General features: G+C 68.0%; 19 protein-coding genes and 1 pseudogene. 7 read left to right on the top strand and 13 right to left on the bottom strand.

Features of this window, described 5'->3' with window-relative positions; translation table 11 throughout:
- Window positions 1-14 precede the first annotated feature (14 nt).
- Entirely contained in the window at window positions 15-455 is a 441-nt protein-coding gene (locus tag AC6CHY_RS12550; protein WP_217387868.1) for a VOC family protein, read from the top strand.
- Between the two features lie 33 nt (window positions 456-488).
- Window positions 489-1,208: pseudogene (locus AC6CHY_RS12545) on the top strand (AAA family ATPase); the annotation flags it as partial.
- A gap of 341 nt (window positions 1,209-1,549) precedes the next feature.
- Here the strand turns inward: AC6CHY_RS12545 and AC6CHY_RS12540 are convergent.
- Window positions 1,550-2,308: a DUF1206 domain-containing protein gene (locus tag AC6CHY_RS12540; protein WP_498226929.1), complete on the bottom strand. Its 759-nt coding sequence runs from the start codon at window positions 2,306-2,308 to the stop codon at window positions 1,550-1,552.
- Between the two features lie 217 nt (window positions 2,309-2,525).
- On the opposite strand from AC6CHY_RS12540, the gene AC6CHY_RS12535 reads away from it, so the two are divergent.
- Window positions 2,526-2,921 (top strand): VOC family protein, encoded by a 396-nt coding sequence (locus AC6CHY_RS12535; protein ID WP_217387865.1) that lies wholly within the window; start codon window positions 2,526-2,528, stop codon window positions 2,919-2,921.
- 57 nt (window positions 2,922-2,978) lie between these two features.
- Here AC6CHY_RS12535 and AC6CHY_RS12530 read toward each other — a convergent pair whose 3' ends face one another.
- The 4 genes from AC6CHY_RS12530 to AC6CHY_RS12515 form a co-directional block, all read right to left on the bottom strand.
- Complete coding sequence (locus AC6CHY_RS12530) at window positions 2,979-3,365, bottom strand: VOC family protein (protein WP_217387864.1); 387 nt, start codon at window positions 3,363-3,365, stop codon at window positions 2,979-2,981.
- 124 nt (window positions 3,366-3,489) lie between these two features.
- Window positions 3,490-3,663, bottom strand: coding sequence for an anthrone oxygenase family protein (locus tag AC6CHY_RS12525; RefSeq protein WP_217387863.1), 174 nt, complete (start codon window positions 3,661-3,663; stop codon window positions 3,490-3,492).
- Window positions 3,645-3,977: an anthrone oxygenase family protein gene (locus AC6CHY_RS12520; protein ID WP_217387862.1), complete on the bottom strand. Its 333-nt coding sequence runs from the start codon at window positions 3,975-3,977 to the stop codon at window positions 3,645-3,647. Before AC6CHY_RS12520 ends, AC6CHY_RS12525 begins: the two co-directional genes overlap by 19 nt.
- Window positions 3,974-4,816, bottom strand: a complete 843-nt coding sequence (locus AC6CHY_RS12515) for a Rossmann-fold NAD(P)-binding domain-containing protein (RefSeq protein WP_217387861.1) — start codon at window positions 4,814-4,816, stop codon at window positions 3,974-3,976. The genes AC6CHY_RS12520 and AC6CHY_RS12515 overlap by 4 nt, the downstream gene beginning before the upstream one ends.
- 80 nt (window positions 4,817-4,896) lie before the next feature.
- Between AC6CHY_RS12515 and AC6CHY_RS12510 the strand changes: the two genes are divergently transcribed.
- The gene (locus tag AC6CHY_RS12510) at window positions 4,897-5,907 is read left to right on the top strand and encodes an AraC family transcriptional regulator (RefSeq protein ID WP_217387860.1); all 1,011 of its coding nucleotides are present in this window, start codon (window positions 4,897-4,899) and stop codon (window positions 5,905-5,907) included.
- Between the two features lie 29 nt (window positions 5,908-5,936).
- On the opposite strand, the gene AC6CHY_RS12505 is transcribed toward AC6CHY_RS12510, so the two are convergent.
- The gene (locus tag AC6CHY_RS12505) at window positions 5,937-6,581 is read right to left on the bottom strand and encodes a response regulator (RefSeq protein WP_217387859.1); all 645 of its coding nucleotides are present in this window, start codon (window positions 6,579-6,581) and stop codon (window positions 5,937-5,939) included.
- Window positions 6,578-7,786, bottom strand: coding sequence for a sensor histidine kinase (locus AC6CHY_RS12500; RefSeq protein WP_217387858.1), 1,209 nt, complete (start codon window positions 7,784-7,786; stop codon window positions 6,578-6,580). The genes AC6CHY_RS12505 and AC6CHY_RS12500 overlap by 4 nt, the downstream gene beginning before the upstream one ends.
- A gap of 109 nt (window positions 7,787-7,895) precedes the next feature.
- Here AC6CHY_RS12500 and AC6CHY_RS12495 point away from each other — a divergent pair, with 109 nt between their 5' ends.
- Window positions 7,896-8,858 carry a hypothetical protein gene (locus tag AC6CHY_RS12495; RefSeq protein WP_498226927.1) on the top strand — a complete coding sequence of 321 codons (963 nt, stop codon included), beginning with the start codon at window positions 7,896-7,898 and terminating at the stop codon, window positions 8,856-8,858.
- Between the two features lie 356 nt (window positions 8,859-9,214).
- Here AC6CHY_RS12495 and AC6CHY_RS12490 read toward each other — a convergent pair whose 3' ends face one another.
- The 4 genes from AC6CHY_RS12490 to AC6CHY_RS12475 all read right to left on the bottom strand — a co-directional run bounded on the left by AC6CHY_RS12490 (window position 9,215) and on the right by AC6CHY_RS12475 (window position 11,787).
- Complete coding sequence (locus AC6CHY_RS12490; protein ID WP_498226926.1) at window positions 9,215-9,616, bottom strand: VOC family protein; 402 nt, start codon at window positions 9,614-9,616, stop codon at window positions 9,215-9,217.
- A 116-nt stretch (window positions 9,617-9,732) separates the two neighbouring features.
- Window positions 9,733-10,146: a helix-turn-helix transcriptional regulator gene (locus tag AC6CHY_RS12485; protein WP_498226925.1), complete on the bottom strand. Its 414-nt coding sequence runs from the start codon at window positions 10,144-10,146 to the stop codon at window positions 9,733-9,735.
- A 63-nt stretch (window positions 10,147-10,209) separates the two neighbouring features.
- Window positions 10,210-10,779, bottom strand: coding sequence for a DapH/DapD/GlmU-related protein (locus AC6CHY_RS12480; RefSeq protein WP_217387854.1), 570 nt, complete (start codon window positions 10,777-10,779; stop codon window positions 10,210-10,212).
- A gap of 114 nt (window positions 10,780-10,893) precedes the next feature.
- On the bottom strand, window positions 10,894-11,787 hold the full coding sequence (locus tag AC6CHY_RS12475; RefSeq protein ID WP_498226924.1) for a helix-turn-helix transcriptional regulator: 894 nt from the start codon (window positions 11,785-11,787) through the stop codon (window positions 10,894-10,896).
- Window positions 11,788-12,001: 214 nt separating this feature from the next.
- On the opposite strand from AC6CHY_RS12475, the gene AC6CHY_RS12470 reads away from it, so the two are divergent.
- A complete protein-coding gene (locus tag AC6CHY_RS12470) occupies window positions 12,002-12,853 on the top strand; it encodes a helix-turn-helix transcriptional regulator (RefSeq protein ID WP_217387852.1) in 852 nt (283 codons plus the stop codon).
- Here the strand turns inward: AC6CHY_RS12470 and AC6CHY_RS12465 are convergent.
- Both AC6CHY_RS12465 and AC6CHY_RS12460 read right to left on the bottom strand, forming a co-directional pair.
- Entirely contained in the window at window positions 12,790-13,278 is a 489-nt protein-coding gene (locus AC6CHY_RS12465) for a hypothetical protein (protein ID WP_217387851.1), read from the bottom strand. The genes AC6CHY_RS12470 and AC6CHY_RS12465 overlap by 64 nt on opposite strands.
- Window positions 13,279-13,405: 127 nt before the next feature.
- Window positions 13,406-13,702 carry a hypothetical protein gene (locus AC6CHY_RS12460; protein WP_498226923.1) on the bottom strand — a complete coding sequence of 99 codons (297 nt, stop codon included), beginning with the start codon at window positions 13,700-13,702 and terminating at the stop codon, window positions 13,406-13,408.
- A 145-nt stretch (window positions 13,703-13,847) separates the two neighbouring features.
- Between AC6CHY_RS12460 and AC6CHY_RS12455 the strand changes: the two genes are divergently transcribed.
- Window positions 13,848-14,918 carry a helix-turn-helix transcriptional regulator gene (locus AC6CHY_RS12455; protein WP_498226922.1) on the top strand — a complete coding sequence of 357 codons (1,071 nt, stop codon included), beginning with the start codon at window positions 13,848-13,850 and terminating at the stop codon, window positions 14,916-14,918.
- Window positions 14,919-14,983 lie beyond the last annotated feature (65 nt).

Genomic DNA, 14,983 nt, shown 5'->3' with positions numbered 1-14,983 from the left:
CTATGCTGGGCTTCATGACCCCCATCACGCCCCCGTCCATCACCGCGCTCACCCTTGGCGTGCGCGACGTCCAGCGCTCGCGCGACTTCTACGTCACGGGCCTGGGTTTCCGCGAAATCAGCTTCATCCCCGGCGAGATCCTCTTCGTCCAGGCCGGGTTCGGGCTGCTCCTCGCGCTCTGGAACGTCGAATCGATGCCTGGCGAATACGGGCAGGTCGGGCACGGGACACTGGCACCGCCGCTCTCCGTGGGCCACAACACCGCCAGCGCCGAGGAGGTCAGCGAGCTCTATGCCGGCGCCCTGGCCGCCGGCGCGACATCGGTCAGCGCCCCGACCCGGCGGGAGTGGGGAGGCACCAGCGCCTGCGTGGCCGACCCCGACGGCTTCCGCTGGGACTTCGTGCACAACCCGTCCTTCGCCATCGACGACGACGGAACCGTCACCGGTGTCTAGCCGGCGCACGGACACCGTCGGGACGCCTGCCCAGTGAAGGCCTCCATCCTGCCGATCCGGCGCATCACCGAGCACCCGCTGGCCCCCGCACCCCGCGACCGGTGGCCCCACACCCTGCCGCCGGTGCGCCAGCTGCTGGAACAGGGCCTGGACCTGGGCCCGGCGACGGTCTTCGTGGGCGAGAACGGCTCGGGAAAATCGACCCTGGTGGAGGCCATCGCCCAGTGCTACGGACTCTCGCCCGAGGGCGGATCCACCGGGGCGCAACACAGCACGCGGGTCACGGAGTCGGGACTGGAGCGGCACCTGCAGCTGGCCAGGAACGTCGGCGCCAGCCGCCGCGGATACTTCCTGCGCGCCGAAACCATGCACGGGTTCTACACCTACCTGGAAGAGAACCCCTCCACGCGGCGCAGCGACCCGGAATTCCACACGATGAGCCACGGCGAGTCGTTCCTTGAACTCATCGTGGACAGGTTCCGCGAGGGCGGCCTGTGGGTGCTTGACGAGCCCGAGTCCGCGCTCTCGTTCTCCGGCTCGCTGGCCCTGGTGGGCATCCTGAGGGACCTGGTTGCCGAGGGGGATTCCCAGGTGGTCCTCTCCACCCACTCGCCGCTGCTGGCTTCCCTGCCCGGAGCGGACATTTATGAGGTCGGCCCATGGGGTTTGCGTGCCAGCGATTGGGAAGGCCTCGATCTGGTCGCCAATTGGCGATCCTTCATGAACATGCCGGGACGCTACCTGCGGCACCTTAAAGCAAAGGGGGTGCAGGGCCAGTGGCCCTGCACCCCCGGAAAAGCAACCGGCGGTTACTGCCCGGAATCGCCCTCGGACCGGTCCGGGTCGAAGTCGGCCGGCAACGCCCCGCCTTCACTCTTCCACTTGGAGAGCTGTTTCTCGCTCACCATCCGTTCGTCGGTGTTGGGTGTCAGGTTGTTCTCAAACTGTTGGGTGTCAGGTTGTTCTCAAACTCTTCATTTTCAGCTGGGTTCGGCGTATCTGCACTCATGTGGCCCACGCTATCGCCTTTCGCCGGGTTTCCACAGCATCGCCCGGGGGCGGGGCATGTCCCCGCCGCCTGCCGGGACAGGGCCTCAGTCCATCTTCGCCAGGCGCGACTTGAAGACCAGGTAGGCCCCGTAGCACCCCAGCCCGATGCCGATGAAGGCAAGTGCATAGGGTCCGAAGGGTTGGGCACGCACCGACTTGAGCGCACCGTCCAGGCCCGTGGACTCCTCCGGATTCGCCTGCAGCGTGGCTACGATGAAAAGCAGCCCCAGCAGGAAGAGGGCGATGCCCTTGGCCACGTAGCCAACAGCGCCCAGGACGACGGCGGCCTGGCGCGGAAAACGCGCCGCGGGCAGGTCCAGCTGCTTGGTGAAGGACCTCATCACGCCCTTGGCGGCGAAGACGATGCCGGCAATCGCAATGCCTGCGCCTACGGCCACCAGGAGCAGCGGGCCACCGGGCATCTGCATGACCTGGGCCGAGGCATCGCTGGTGGATTCACCGCTGTCCTTGCGGTTGCCCAGTGCAAAGGAGGCGAAGCTCGCGGCCAGGGCGAAGAACACGATTGCCCGCCCGGCGGCCGCCAGTTTCCTGCCCAGCCGCTTCCTGGCCGGCGCATGCCGGTATCCGAACACCACCCCGCTGGCCTCCCACAATCCCAGCGCGAGGCATGCGCACGCACCGATCCAGATCAGGGCGTACCCCGCGGGCTGGGCCGCGAGCTGCGAAATCGCCCCGCCCTGGTCCGCCTCCCCGGATTCCCCGAAGGCGAGCTGGAAGGCAATGACCCCGATCAGCACGTGCAAGACGCCGCTGACCACGAAGCCTGCCCGCGCGATCGCCACAAAGGTCCGGGAATTCGATGCCTGTTCGGCGGCGTCGACCGCGCCGCGTATCTCATCCTTGATGGTTCTCCCCCTTCATGCCAAGCAGCCCCGGTGACTTCTCGTTGATAACGACATCCTGCCATCCTTCCGGCAGATCGCCTGCGCGGGCGCACCCTGTGCTTTTGCCTCCGGCGGACATATTGTTGAAATTGCCCGACCGCGAAAGGGGAAGCACATGAATTCCGAGGTTCCCGAACTTGACGGCGTCCACCACGTGAAGCTTCCGGTAACGGACCTGGAACGCAGCCGCGCCTGGTATCAGAGCCGCCTGGGCTATGAACGGGTCATGGAATTCCGCGACGGCGAAAACATCATCGGGCTGCTGATGAGCCATCCCCGGGGTGGCCCGGCGCTTGGCCTGTGGCTCGATCCGGAGCGGGCCGCCGCGCTCGCCGGCTTCGACTACTTTGCCTTCGGAGCGCCCAACCGCAAGGCCCTGGAGAAGCTTGCCTCCAGGTTGACTGCCCTGGGGGAGCGCCATCCCGGCGTCCATCCCGGGGCCATCGGCTGGGTGTTGCCCCATGTGAAGGATCCCGACGGGCACGAACTTCGCTTCCAGTGCGCGACCTGAGGAAACCCGCCCCTGCCGTCCCACGGAGGGCAGGGGCGCGGTGGCCATTGCGGAGATCTAGGCGGTGTCCTCGTGCAGGCACAGGATATTGCCGTCGGGGTCCTTGAACCAGGCGGCCCTTTCCGAACCGAGGACACAAATATGGTCAACGGTCTTCAGGTCCGGCAGGTCGTAGTCCTCGAAAACCACGCCGCGGCCGTCGAGTTCGCCAATGACAGCGGAGATGTCATTGACCTCGAAGCTTGCCGCGGTGTGCGGGGAGGGCCTTGCCTCGGGGTCGGTCATCAGGGCGAGCGAGCCCGATCCGTCAAGGGTGAAAACCAGGTTTCCGTCCGGGGCCTTCTCCCGGAACGGAAGACCCAGCGAGTCTTCGTAGAATTTCCGCGACCGATCCGCGTTGGTCACGGGAATGATGGTGGTCAGTGGGCTGTTTGCGAGGGACATGGGGACCATCCTTGGTGGAATTTCGGCCCTCTCATTTTACGTCCGCACCACGGGAAAAGAGTCGTGGGCAGGATCGAAATTTCCGGTCCTCCGGGTTCCATTTCGGGGGCAGGATCCTCGCTCCTCACGCCGGCCTGGCGAGCGCATCCAGGAGCACGAGCGCCGCCCCGATCGAGGCGGCCGCCCGCACATGGTTGGCCCGGCTCCATCCCCGGTCAAACGCCGCCCATGGCGCCGCGGCGTCCGCCGTGCCGGGCGCGATCCGGGCCAGGTCGTTGTTCAGCGGGACGTTGCGCACGATGGTGATGCCGAAGGCGGCGAGTGAAAGCCAGCACCCACGAGGCGCTGTGCCGCCCCCGGTGCGGCCGTCTCGGAGCCGAGCTCGGCAACGACCAGGGCAACCGAGGCCGCGGCGCCCCCGAAAAAGACCGTCATGAAGGGCAGCCGGACCGCATTGGCGTTGACGAGCTGCATCGAGGCGACTCGCTGGCCGGCGGGAAGTCCGCGCAGCGCGGGCATGACGATGGCCGAGAAAGCGAGATACACCCCGCCGGAGACACCTGCGCCGGCGGCGGACGCGATGGTGGCGGCGGTCAGGATTGCGCCGCTCACGGGCGGGACTCGGTGCGCGGATTCCAGGCGCCGCTCGCGGCAGCGCGCCGGGCATAGTCGGTGAAGTCGGTCGCCGGTCGCCCCAGGGCGGATTCCAGGTCCGTCGTGATGGAGGCATTGCGCCCGTCGAGGATCGATTCGAAGAGTTCGGCCAGCGGCAGGGCCTCATCGTGCGGCACGCCGTCACGGGCGACGTCGGCCACGAACTCCGCGGCCGTGCTGGGCACGTATTCGACATCCCGTCCCACGGCTTCGGAGATCCCGGCCGCCACCTCGTGCATGGACAACAGGCGCGGACCTGTCACCTCGTGGACGGTGTTGAAATGCCCGTCGCCGGCGAGCGCGTCGGTCGCGACCTCGGCCAGGTCCTCGAGGTCGATGAAGGGTTCGCTGACATCGCCCGCCGGGAGCACCAGCCGTCCGCGCAGGACGGGACCGAGGAGGAAGTGTTCGCTGAAGTTCTGCGCGAACCACGACGAGCGGATGATCGTCCACTCGGCCGCCGTTTCCTGTACGGCCTTCTCGCTCGCGCGGGCGCCCTCCTCCCCGCGGCCCGAGAGCAACACCAGGCGATTCACCTCCAGGCTTCGTGCCCGTTGGGCGAATTCCCCGATCAGCTCGGCCACGCCGGGAAAGGCCAGGTCCGGCGAATAGCAGAGGTAGGCGGCCGAGGCCCCCCGCAGCGCTGCGTCCCAGGTCGAGCGGTCCTCCCAGCGGAACGGACTGCTTCCGCGCCTCGAGGCGACTCGGTTCGGGATGCCGCGGTCCCGAAGACGGCGGACGATGCGGCGGCCGGTGCGACCGGTACCGCCAAGAACAAGCACATTTGTATGGGTCATGGCACCAGTCAACCGCACCCGGTTTACACTTTGAATAGTCCTACGGTGAACATCCATACGCGATCGTCTAGAGTGGGCGTATGGATCCACTCACCCACCTGCTCGACGGCCCCCGTGCCCGCCGCGCCTTCGCCCTCCGCGTGGTCATGGACCCGAACTGGTCCATCAAGGTGCAGGACCGGGCTCCCCTGACGCTAATGGCCATGATGTCCGGCAACGCCTGGCTGGAAGCCGGGGATGAACGATTCGGGTTGCGGCAGGGGGACGTGGCAATCGTCCGCGGCCCGGAGCCCTACACCGTATCGGATGATCCATCCCGCGCCCCGGATGTGGTCATTCATCCCGGCCAGCGGTGCACCTCCCCGTCGGGGACCGATCTCCAAACGAGCATGACCCACGGAATACGCACCTGGGGCAACGCCGCCGCCGGGCAGACCACGATGCTGATCGGCACCTACGAAACCGACGCCGAGATCGGCGCGGCCGTCACGACCGCACTGCCCCGCATCGCGGTGGTCCCGGCCGGCGAAGTCAACCCGTCGCTCATGGGATTCCTCGAGGGCGAAATCATCAGCGACGCACCGGGGCAAGGCAGTACCATCGACCGGCTGCTCGATGTGCTTCTCGTCCACTCGATCCGCGCCTGGGTGGCGCTCCATCCCGACACCGCCCGCGGCTGGCTCGCCGGTGGCACGGATCCGCTCATCGCCCGGACGCTGACGTTTTTTCACGAGTCCCCCGCCGAGGCCTGGAGCCTTGATTCCCTGGCGCAGCGCCTGAACGTGTCGCGGGCGACCCTTGCCGGCAGGTTTCGCGCCGGCGTCGGCGAACCACCCATGACGTACTTGGCGAACTGGCGGATGCTGCTGGCCAGCGAACTGCTCGCCGACCCCCGGCTGACCACCACGCAGATCGCAGCCAAGGTCGGCTACGGCAGCCCCTTCGCCTTGAGCACGGCTTTCAAGAGAAGATTCGGGGTGAGCCCCACCGGGTACCGGGACCGTACCTACCTCGGGGCCGGGACAGCGATCCAAGCCCCGAGAAAGGGAAAACCGGCCCGGCCACTGGAGGTCGGCGAGGCCGTCGGCTAGGCGTTCCCCCCGGGGAGACGTGCCGGCGCTCAATGCGGGGACGAGGCGACGAATCCGGACTCGTAGGCGCGGATCACGGCCTGGGTGCGGTCGCGGGCCCCGAGCTTGCCCAGGACGGAGCCGACGTGGGTCTTGACGGTCTCCACGGCAACGAAGAGTTCACCGGCGATCTCGGCGTTTGACATCCCCCGGGCCATCAGCCGCAGCACCTCCCGCTCGCGCCCGCTCAGCCGCTTGATGGACGCAGCCTCCTCGCCGTCGCCGAATGAGTGCGCCAGCGACCGGATCGCGGCCGGAAACAGCAACGAATCCCCCGCGGCGACGGTGCGCACCGCTTGCACGATTTCCTCCGGCCGGGCTCGCTTGAGCAGGAAGCCGCTGGCACCGGCGCGCAGCGCCGCGTAGACGTATTCGTCGTTTTCAAACGTCGTCACCACCAGCACCCTGGGCGGTTCCGCTGCCGCCATCAGCTGCCGGGTCGCCGAGATCCCGTCGATCCCGGGCATCCGCACGTCCATCAGCACCATGGACGGGTGCAATCGCGCCACCAACCCCGGCACCTCGGCCCCGTCGGCGGCCTCGCCCACCACCTCGATGTCCCCGGCGCCGGCGAGCACCGCACGCAGTCCGCTGCGCACCAGGGGTTCGTCGTCGACCAGCAGGACCGTGATCATCGCGGGGTCCCCGCCGGCACGATAGCCAGCAACAACCAGCCGTGCCCGGTCGCCCCTGCCTCGACCCGCCCGCCCAGTAGCTGAACGCGCTCGCGGATCCCGTCCAGGCCATGGCCGCCACTCCGTCCCCGGGGTGCGCCCGGCCCGCGGCCGGCCAGGTTGCGCACCTGGGCGACCAGCTCATCGCCGTCAACGGCCAGGCTGACCTCGGTCGGCACCGCTCCACCGTGCCGCTGCACATTGGTCAGCCCCTCCTGGATGATCCGGTAGACCTCGCGCCCGATCACCGGCGGAACGGCGGTGAGGTCCCCCTCGATGCCCAGCGTGACGGGAAGACCTGCCTTGCGGTGCGAGGCAACGAGCGCCTGGACATCCCCCAGGCCCGGCTGCGCAGCACGCGCGTCGTCGTCCTCGCGCAGGAGCCCCAGGAAGCCATCGAGGTCGGCGGCCGCCGACCTGCCCGTTTCCTCGATCGCCAGCAGTGCCCGCTCGACGAAGCCGGGGTCGGTGTGCAGCACCGTGCGGGCGGCGCCGGCCTGGAGGGTGGTCACCGTCAGCGCGTGCCCGATGGAATCGTGCAGCTCGCGGGCCAGCCGGTTGCGTTCGGTGAGCTCTGCGCTCCGCCGTTCCAGCTCCGCGATTCGTGCCGCCGGGCCCGGCCCGAGCAGCCGCGGTGACAGCCACGCCGCCGCCGCGCCGGAACCCCGGATGGCGGCCAGCAGCAACACCACCATGCCGAGCGCCAGGAACGGCGCCCAGGAATCGGGAACCGAGACCTCGCGATCACCCGCCGGGACCACGGCGTCACCGCGGATCCACGACGACAGCAGCAGCATGGCAGTCGTCGGGACAAGAACGGAGGCCAGCGAAATGACCGCGCCGAAAATCGTGTGCAGCAGGTACCAGGCCGCCGTCCGCCCCCGCTCTTCCCAGGTGAGGGCCGGCGTGACCACCAGGGAGGATGCCGCACCGCCGAGCAACACCGGCACCAGGGCACCCTCAAGCGTCCTGACAACCGGCAGAAGGGAGGTTGCAGCAATGGCGAGGAGAATGACCGCCATGAACGCGGCGACGAACGCACCGTCGATTCCCGGTTTCAGTGCCGGTGCAGCCAGGGGAACCGCCACGCCCGCGAGGATGGCGTACGGCGTAAACAACGCCCCTCCGACCACCAGGAACAACCACCGCCGCCACAGGATCCTCATGCCACCCAGTCTGACACGACGCCCGCGCCCTCCGCCTCCCTCGGAAGGGGGATCCGAATCGCTCCCCCGGGGGATCCGTCACGGCCGGGCACTCGGTAACTTGAAGGTCATGCACACCGATACAGCGTTCCCCCACGCGCCGCTGCTGGCATTCCGGCGCATCACCGGCTACGGCGTCGCCATCGTGCTGATGCCCTACCTGCTGATCAAGATCGCCTGGACCCTGGGCATCTTCCTTCCGGCCGAACACATGGGTGAGGTGGGCTGGCGGATGGTCAACGCCGCCACAGTGCTGCTCGCAGCGACCGCCATCGTCCTGGCCATGGCGTTCTGCAGGCCCTGGGGCGAACGGCTGCCCGCGCCACTGGTGGCACTGCCCGTCTGGGTGGGAACCGGCTTGGTGGTTCCGGCCGCCTTGCTGGCGCCGGTGCTCGGACCGGCGGCCATGGCCCGGGACCAAGCCGCCGGCGCCGCCGATGTCTGGGCTTGGGAGCAATTGCTTGTCATGGTGTCCCTGGTCGGGACGGGCCTCGGACTGCCGGCCTGCCTGGCCGGATACGCCAAGGCGCGGTGGCCGGAAGCGCTCGGGGGTCCGCTTGGCCACCCGGGGTTGCCGGGAAGCACAAGCCAGCTGCAAATCGGCCTCGCCGGATTCGCCGCTGCGGGCTGCGTACTGCTCGGCGCCACCAAGGTGTACTGGTCGGTGAGTGGAACACTGGGCATCGACCCAATCCTGCTCGCAGAACGCGATGTGTGGTGGCACCTGATCTCATTCAGCACGGGCGCATGGGCGCTCGCCGGGGCATGGGGCGTGCTGGTGCTTGCCACCCGCCGGGGGTCGCGCAGGTTCCTGCCGCCCATGGCGACGGCGTGGATCTCCTCCTCGGTCCTCTTTGCCCAAAGCCTCTTCAGCAGCTTGTCCGCCACCCGCGTCGACGCGAGGCCCGCTCCCGAATATCCGGTGGCGCGCGTGCTGGCCGCAGAGGCAGGCATCGTGGCGGGTGTGCTGACGGGGTTGGCCATCCTGTTGGTGCTGCACGACCGCCGACGCGCATTTGCCCGGACTCGGTGATGATCCACGGCGCTCGGGGTACCGGGGTTCCGACACCACCGGCGCGCGCCCTACACTGGCCTTGCATCCACTATCGGAAGAAAGTGAGTGACCATGACCATCCCACAGCCTCCCGAGCCCGGCCACGTTCCGCCTGTTCCGCCGAACGATCCGCCACCGGACCCGGGCCCCGTTCCCCGCCCGCCTCATCCGGACCATCCCCATCCGCCTGATCCGGAGCCGCCCTATCCGCCGATCGAGCCCGAGCCCATCGGTCCGTACCCGCCGATCCGGTAGCCGCACAGCCCACGACCACAGGCCGGGCACCGCCACCACGGCGGTGCCCGGCCTGCCTGGTCTCGAATGCCGGGATGCTCCTAGCGCTGGTTGAGGCGGATCATGTTGCCCGAGGGATCCCTGAAGGCGCAGTCCCTGGGGCCCCACGGCTGGTCGATGGGCTCCTGGAGGACCTCGGCCCCGGTGGCGCGGACCTGCTCAAAAAGCCCGTCCAGGTCGTTGGTGCTGAAGACCGTCATGGGCAGCACGCCCTTGGTGAGCAACTCCTGCACCGCATCACCGTCGGCCTCCGAGCGTCCGGCATGCGGGTCCGAGAGCACGATGCCCAGCCCCGGCTGCGTGTCCGTGCCCAGGGTGACCCAGCGGTGTTCCCCCGAGGCCACGTCGTTCTCCACCTTCAGGCCCAGCCCGTCGCGGTAGAACCCGATGGCCTCGTCGACGTCGTTGACGGTGATGTGCGAGTACTGCAGTGAAATGTCCATGGCTCCACCATAGGCACCCGCTGCCCGGGCGCGCTTCTTGGATCCTGCTCGATGTCCTCCGCCGGGGTTCGCTCGGCACCGCGCGGCGCACCTGCCCCGCGGCGAGCGCCGGGCACCTAGAAACGCGGCGCCTTGGCGCTTTTTGGCCGGGTGACGGACTTGGCGATGCAGGCAGGCATGGCGTGCACCGCGGCATGCTCCCGGTTCCGGTAGGCACTCGGGCTTTCCCCGGTGATCTGAGTGAAACTCGTGCTAAAGGAGCCCAGGGAGGTACACCCCACTTCCATGCAGGCGTCGGTGACGCTCACCCCGGCGCGCAGCAACGCCATGGAACGCTCGATGCGCCGGGTCATCAGGTACGCGTACGGACTCTGCCCGTAGGCAACCTTGAACTGCCGGGAGAAATGCGCCGGGGACATCATGGCCTTGGCCGCCATGGTGGGCACGTCAAGGGGCCTGGCGTACTCCCTGTCGATCATGTCCTTGGCCCGGCGCAGTGCCGTAAGCACCTCGAGCTCGTACGGCTTCATGGGATGAGGTTATCAGCGCGGCCCCGGTGTCGGCATGGCGGCCGCACCGACACCGGGGCGTCCCTACCCGGCCACGGTCCGCACCACCCGCGCCGGCGAACCCACGACAACGGCGCCTTCGGGAACGTCCTTCGTGACAACGGAGGCGGCGGCCACGACGGCGTCGTCCCCGATCCTCACCCCCGGCAGGATGGTGGCATTGGATCCGATCCACACATTGCGGCCGATCGCCACGGGGGCCGGATGCATGTCCGCCCGGCGGCTCGGCGCAAGGTCGTGGTTCAGCGTGGCAATGACCACGTTGTGCCCGATGAGGGTGTCGTCCCCGATGGACACCCCGCCCTGGTCCTGGAACTTGCACCCGGCATTGATGAAGATCCGCTTCCCGAGGGTGATGTTCTTGCCGAAGTCGGCATTGAACGGAGGGAAAAGCGTCACGGAATCGTCAACCGGCTTGCCGATCAGCAGCGCCAGCAGCTCCCGGACCCGTTCGGGTTCCCGGTACCCGCCATTGAGCTCGCCCGTGAGGCGCAATGCCTCCTGGCTGACCCGGTGCATCAGGCCGTGCAACGGCGAGTCCCCCGTGATGGTGCGCCCCGCATCCAATTCCGCCAGCAATTCGGTGAGTTCCATGTTTTCCCTTCGTCCGGGTGTTTGCAAAAGTTGCGCGCATCGTGTCAGATCGTGGCTGCCCGGGGCGTTCATGGCGCCTCTGGGGTTCGGGCAGGATTCTGTGTGCCAAGGTTCCTAGTTCCCTTTTTCTGCACGAAGCGAGGGTTGATTGAGCAGTCGGGTCTTGTTCAATGAACCGAGCAGTTGGAGTTTCTGGTGTGACTCCGAGTCCGGCCGCGCCGTATAGACCAGGAGAACCAGGCCCGGCTCCGCAGTGATTGCCAACTCCTCGTAGGCCAGCTGCAGCTCTCCCACCTCCGGGTGGTTGAACCGCTTGGTTCCCGTGCCGTGGGTCCGCACGTCATGTGCGGCCCACAGCGTACGGAAGGTATCGCTCTGCGTGGACAGCTCGCCCACCAGGTCCTGGATGCCGCGGTGCTGCGGATCCCTGCCCGCTTCGTTCCGGATGATGGCCACGCACATCTGGGCAAACAGCTCCCAATCGGGGTAGAAATCCCGGGACGCAGGATCCAGGAACTGGAACCGGGCCAGGTTGGGCACCCGTCCGCCATCGCCGATCACCGGAGAATAGAACGCCCGGCCCAGTTCGTTGACGGCCACCAGGTCCTGGACCTCGTTGCGCACAAAGGCCACGGAGTCCTTAAGCGAGTCCAAGACCCATTGCAGGGATTCACGCGGCGGTCGGGCCGGAGAGCTCGGACGGCGCTGGCGCCCCGAGGTCGGAATGCCGTCGGCGGCGCGGGCCAGGTCAAACAGGTGTGCGCGCTCGGTCTCGGTGAGCATCAACGCCCGGGACACCGCGTCGAGGACCGACGCCGAGGCCCCGGCGATCGCCCCTCGTTCGAGCTTCGCGTAGTACTCCACGCTGACCCCGGCCAGGCTTGCCACTTCTCCGCGGCGCAAACCGGCAACCCTCCGGTTGCCGATCGTTGGCAACCCCGCGCGCTCCGGGGTGACCTTCGCCCGCCGCGACATCAGGAATTCGCGCACTTCCGACCGATTATCCATGCCCTTAAGCGTACGGGCGGGTGCCAGGAAGAGGGATACCCTCCCGGGACACCCTTCCTGGCACCGGACAGCTTCCTCGGGGCACCGCGGGCACGACGGCCTCCCGCCCTTTCGCGCCAGGTGCGCGCGTACCCTTCCCGCGCGGGCGCCCCGCGGCGTAACCTATCCCCAACGCGTACTTCCGTCGCAGCGAACTTGGGGAAGGAAAGCCTGCATGGACAGCACCGACCGCCTGCGGGAGCGGTGGCTCGAGACGGCAGCCGGGATCTTGCAGGAAACCGACCCCCGGGTTGCCCGGAAACAATTGCACGATGCCTTGTTGAAATCGTTCCATGCCTTCGCGGCGGCGCGTGCCCCTTTGGCCCTAAAAGGTGGAATCGGGGCGGTGGCGATCTTCGGGCGGTATGCCGCCCTGGACACTCCCGCCTGGCCACTGGCCGTGGAGCGCGCCGGGACCGACCACCCGATGTTTGCCTACCACAACACCACCGCCGACCCCACCCCGGTGACCCTGTTGGAGGTCGGCGAGCGCGGCTGGCCGGTTTCCGAGTTCGCCGCTTCCATGATCGAGCAGCTCGGCCTCAGCCCGCACCAGCTCTCGCTGCCCCTCGATATCTCCGGTCCGGAGTCGGCCACCTACGGTTTCGTCAGCGACGGCGCGTACCTCGAGCGCGACAGGGAAACCGCCCGGTGCCTGCAGCCCATCGTCCGCGGCCTGGATACACACATCCGCCTGCTGGAGTCCTTGCCTTCCGTCCCCGCCGCGGCACCGGGGCGTCCACTGACGGCCCGCGAACAGCTGGTTCTGGTCCTGGTCGCCCAGGGTTGCACGGTCAACGGCATCGCGGCCCGGCTCTGCGTCTCGCCCCGGACCGTGCACAAGCACCAGGAGAACCTGTACCGCAAATTGGGCGCGGTGGACCGCCTTTCAGCGGTCCTCCGCGCCCAACAATGCGGGTTGCTCCCCCAGCAGCCCGCCGGTGCCGATGTACGTCCCGGAGACTACTCCGGGAACTCACACACCCCGTTGGACACCGCGTCCATTAACGCCTCGGTCAGCATCTGATCCAGGAAGCCGATGTGGTTGCCGATGTAGCCGATGGCACGGCTTTCCTTGCCCGAACCCAGCAAGCCCGGTCCCGAGTTCCCGCTCTCATTGGCCCAGGCGGCAAATGAGCTTTCGGAGATGTTGAAGTTGTTGTAGATCAGCGGCACGTGCGAGATGCCCTCCGCCTCCATCCATGGCTCAAGATACGGGACGAGGTCGACCTTGCCCGCGCAGTCCGGGGCGATCTCCGCGATGATGAACTGGTTCGCCAGGACATCCAGCGGGATCCACCGGTCCTGTTGCAGCTGCTGCGCATAGGCGGCATCGCTCCACTGCTTCTTGAAGCATTCGTGTGCCAGCGCCGCGGGGGCCGCCACCACCGACAGCAACGCGACGGCCCCGGTGGCCGCAGCGGCCCTCACTCCCCAAGTTCTGATACCCATTACAGACTCCTCCAAGTTTGGTGGCGCGTTCCCTTCGCGCCGACAGGCACCAGTCTTCCGCCCAAGCCCGCCCTGCGCCATACGCACTGGTACGTAGCGCAGGGGCGGCCGATGTCCCGCCCCGACCCTACGCGCGACCTGCGACGTCCACTTGCTCCACGATGCGGGCCTTGGGACCGGAGGCCAGCGCGGGGGATGCCGAGGGCATGGACCACATCTTGGACCGCAGCCGCTCCAGGAATTCCGCAGCTTCCCCGCGGGTGGCAAAATCCAAGTCCAGCACCACATAGTGCTCGTCGCCCACGGGGCGGTAGATGCGCTCGGCCAGGACTCCGGAGCCGGTGCGTCCCAGCGGGTCGGCGCCGTATGCGCCCTTCCACATCTCGAAGTCCTTGACGCCATGTTCAATCTGGAGCGTGTACATCACGCTTTCCTTTCCTCGGGGCCGTTTCCGTGGCCGATGCCTTGAGCGTAGGCGCGACGCCAGGCATGTCGCCATCCCAGTTTTCTGGGATACCCGGTCTCTCCGCACCCCCCCTGCGTGCAAGGCGTGCGCGCATACTTGTCACATGGGAAGCAGGTGGGCCCAAGGCCGCTGCGTTCAGCGCATTGCCGCCCTGGATGGCGCGCGGCTCGAGAGCCACGAATACCGGCGTGCGGTGCTTCGGGAAATCGCCGGTTTCGTCGGGCACGAGGCCTGGGTGTGGCCGCTGGCCGATCCGCTCACCACCGTCGGCATCTCCCCGATGGCCCGCATCCCGTGCACCGAGGAACTGCCCCTGCTGATTAGCCTCAAGTACGCCACGGCGCTGAACCGGTGGACATCGCTGCCGACGAGTCCGCCCCGCGCCGTCTCGCTGGCCGCAGCCACCGCCGGAGAGCTGTCACGCAGCGAATCCTGGGCGAGGGTCCTCTGCCGGTACGGAATCACCGACATCCTCTCGATTGTTTTCGCGGACAGGTGGGGTGTCTGGGGCTGGCTTGATTTGTGGCGGGGCGCCGGTGCCGGCACCTTCACCGGCGAGGAAGCGGACGAGCTCTCGGCGCTGGCCCCGGCGGTCACCACCGGTCTGCGGAACTGGTCGGCGCGGCAATTCCAGGTCGGAAACGATTCGGGGACGCAAACCCATGCCCAGGCGGTGCTGGTGCTGGGCGACGACCTGGGAATCATCAGCCAAACGGCTTCGTCCGTCGCCTGGCTGGACCTGTTGCAGCCCGGACCCCGCCCCCACCATGGCATCCCGGCGGAGGTGCTCAACGTGGCCGCGCAGTTGCTGGCCGTTGAGCACGGCGTCGACGCCCACCCTGCCAGCGCGTTGGTCCATGTGGGGGAAGGTGTGTGGGCGCGCTTGTCGGCAACGCGCATGAACTCACCGGCCGACGGCGGGACGGCGCCCATCGCCGTGACCATCCAGGATGCGTTGCCCGCCGAGCGCATGGCGGTCTTTGCGCGCTGCTTCGCTCTGAGCCCGCGCGAATACCGGCTGCTCGAGCTGGCGGCAACCGGGCTGGACACCGCGGCGCTCGCACGCGCGCTGGGCATCGGCAGGTACACCGTTCAGGACCAGTTCAAGTCGCTTTTCGGCAAGTGCGGGGTGCAAAGCCGAGGCGCACTGGTGGCCATGGCCGGCGGCCACTGACGTGCCACCGGGTTGGAGCAGCCAAAGGCACGAAACGCCGTAGCGCCAACCGGGAGCGGGTCGCC

The organism is Paeniglutamicibacter sp. GQ140, from assembly GCF_059759235.1.
Note: the sequence above shows the minus strand (reverse complement) of the source record. Positions and strands in the feature narration are given on the sequence as shown.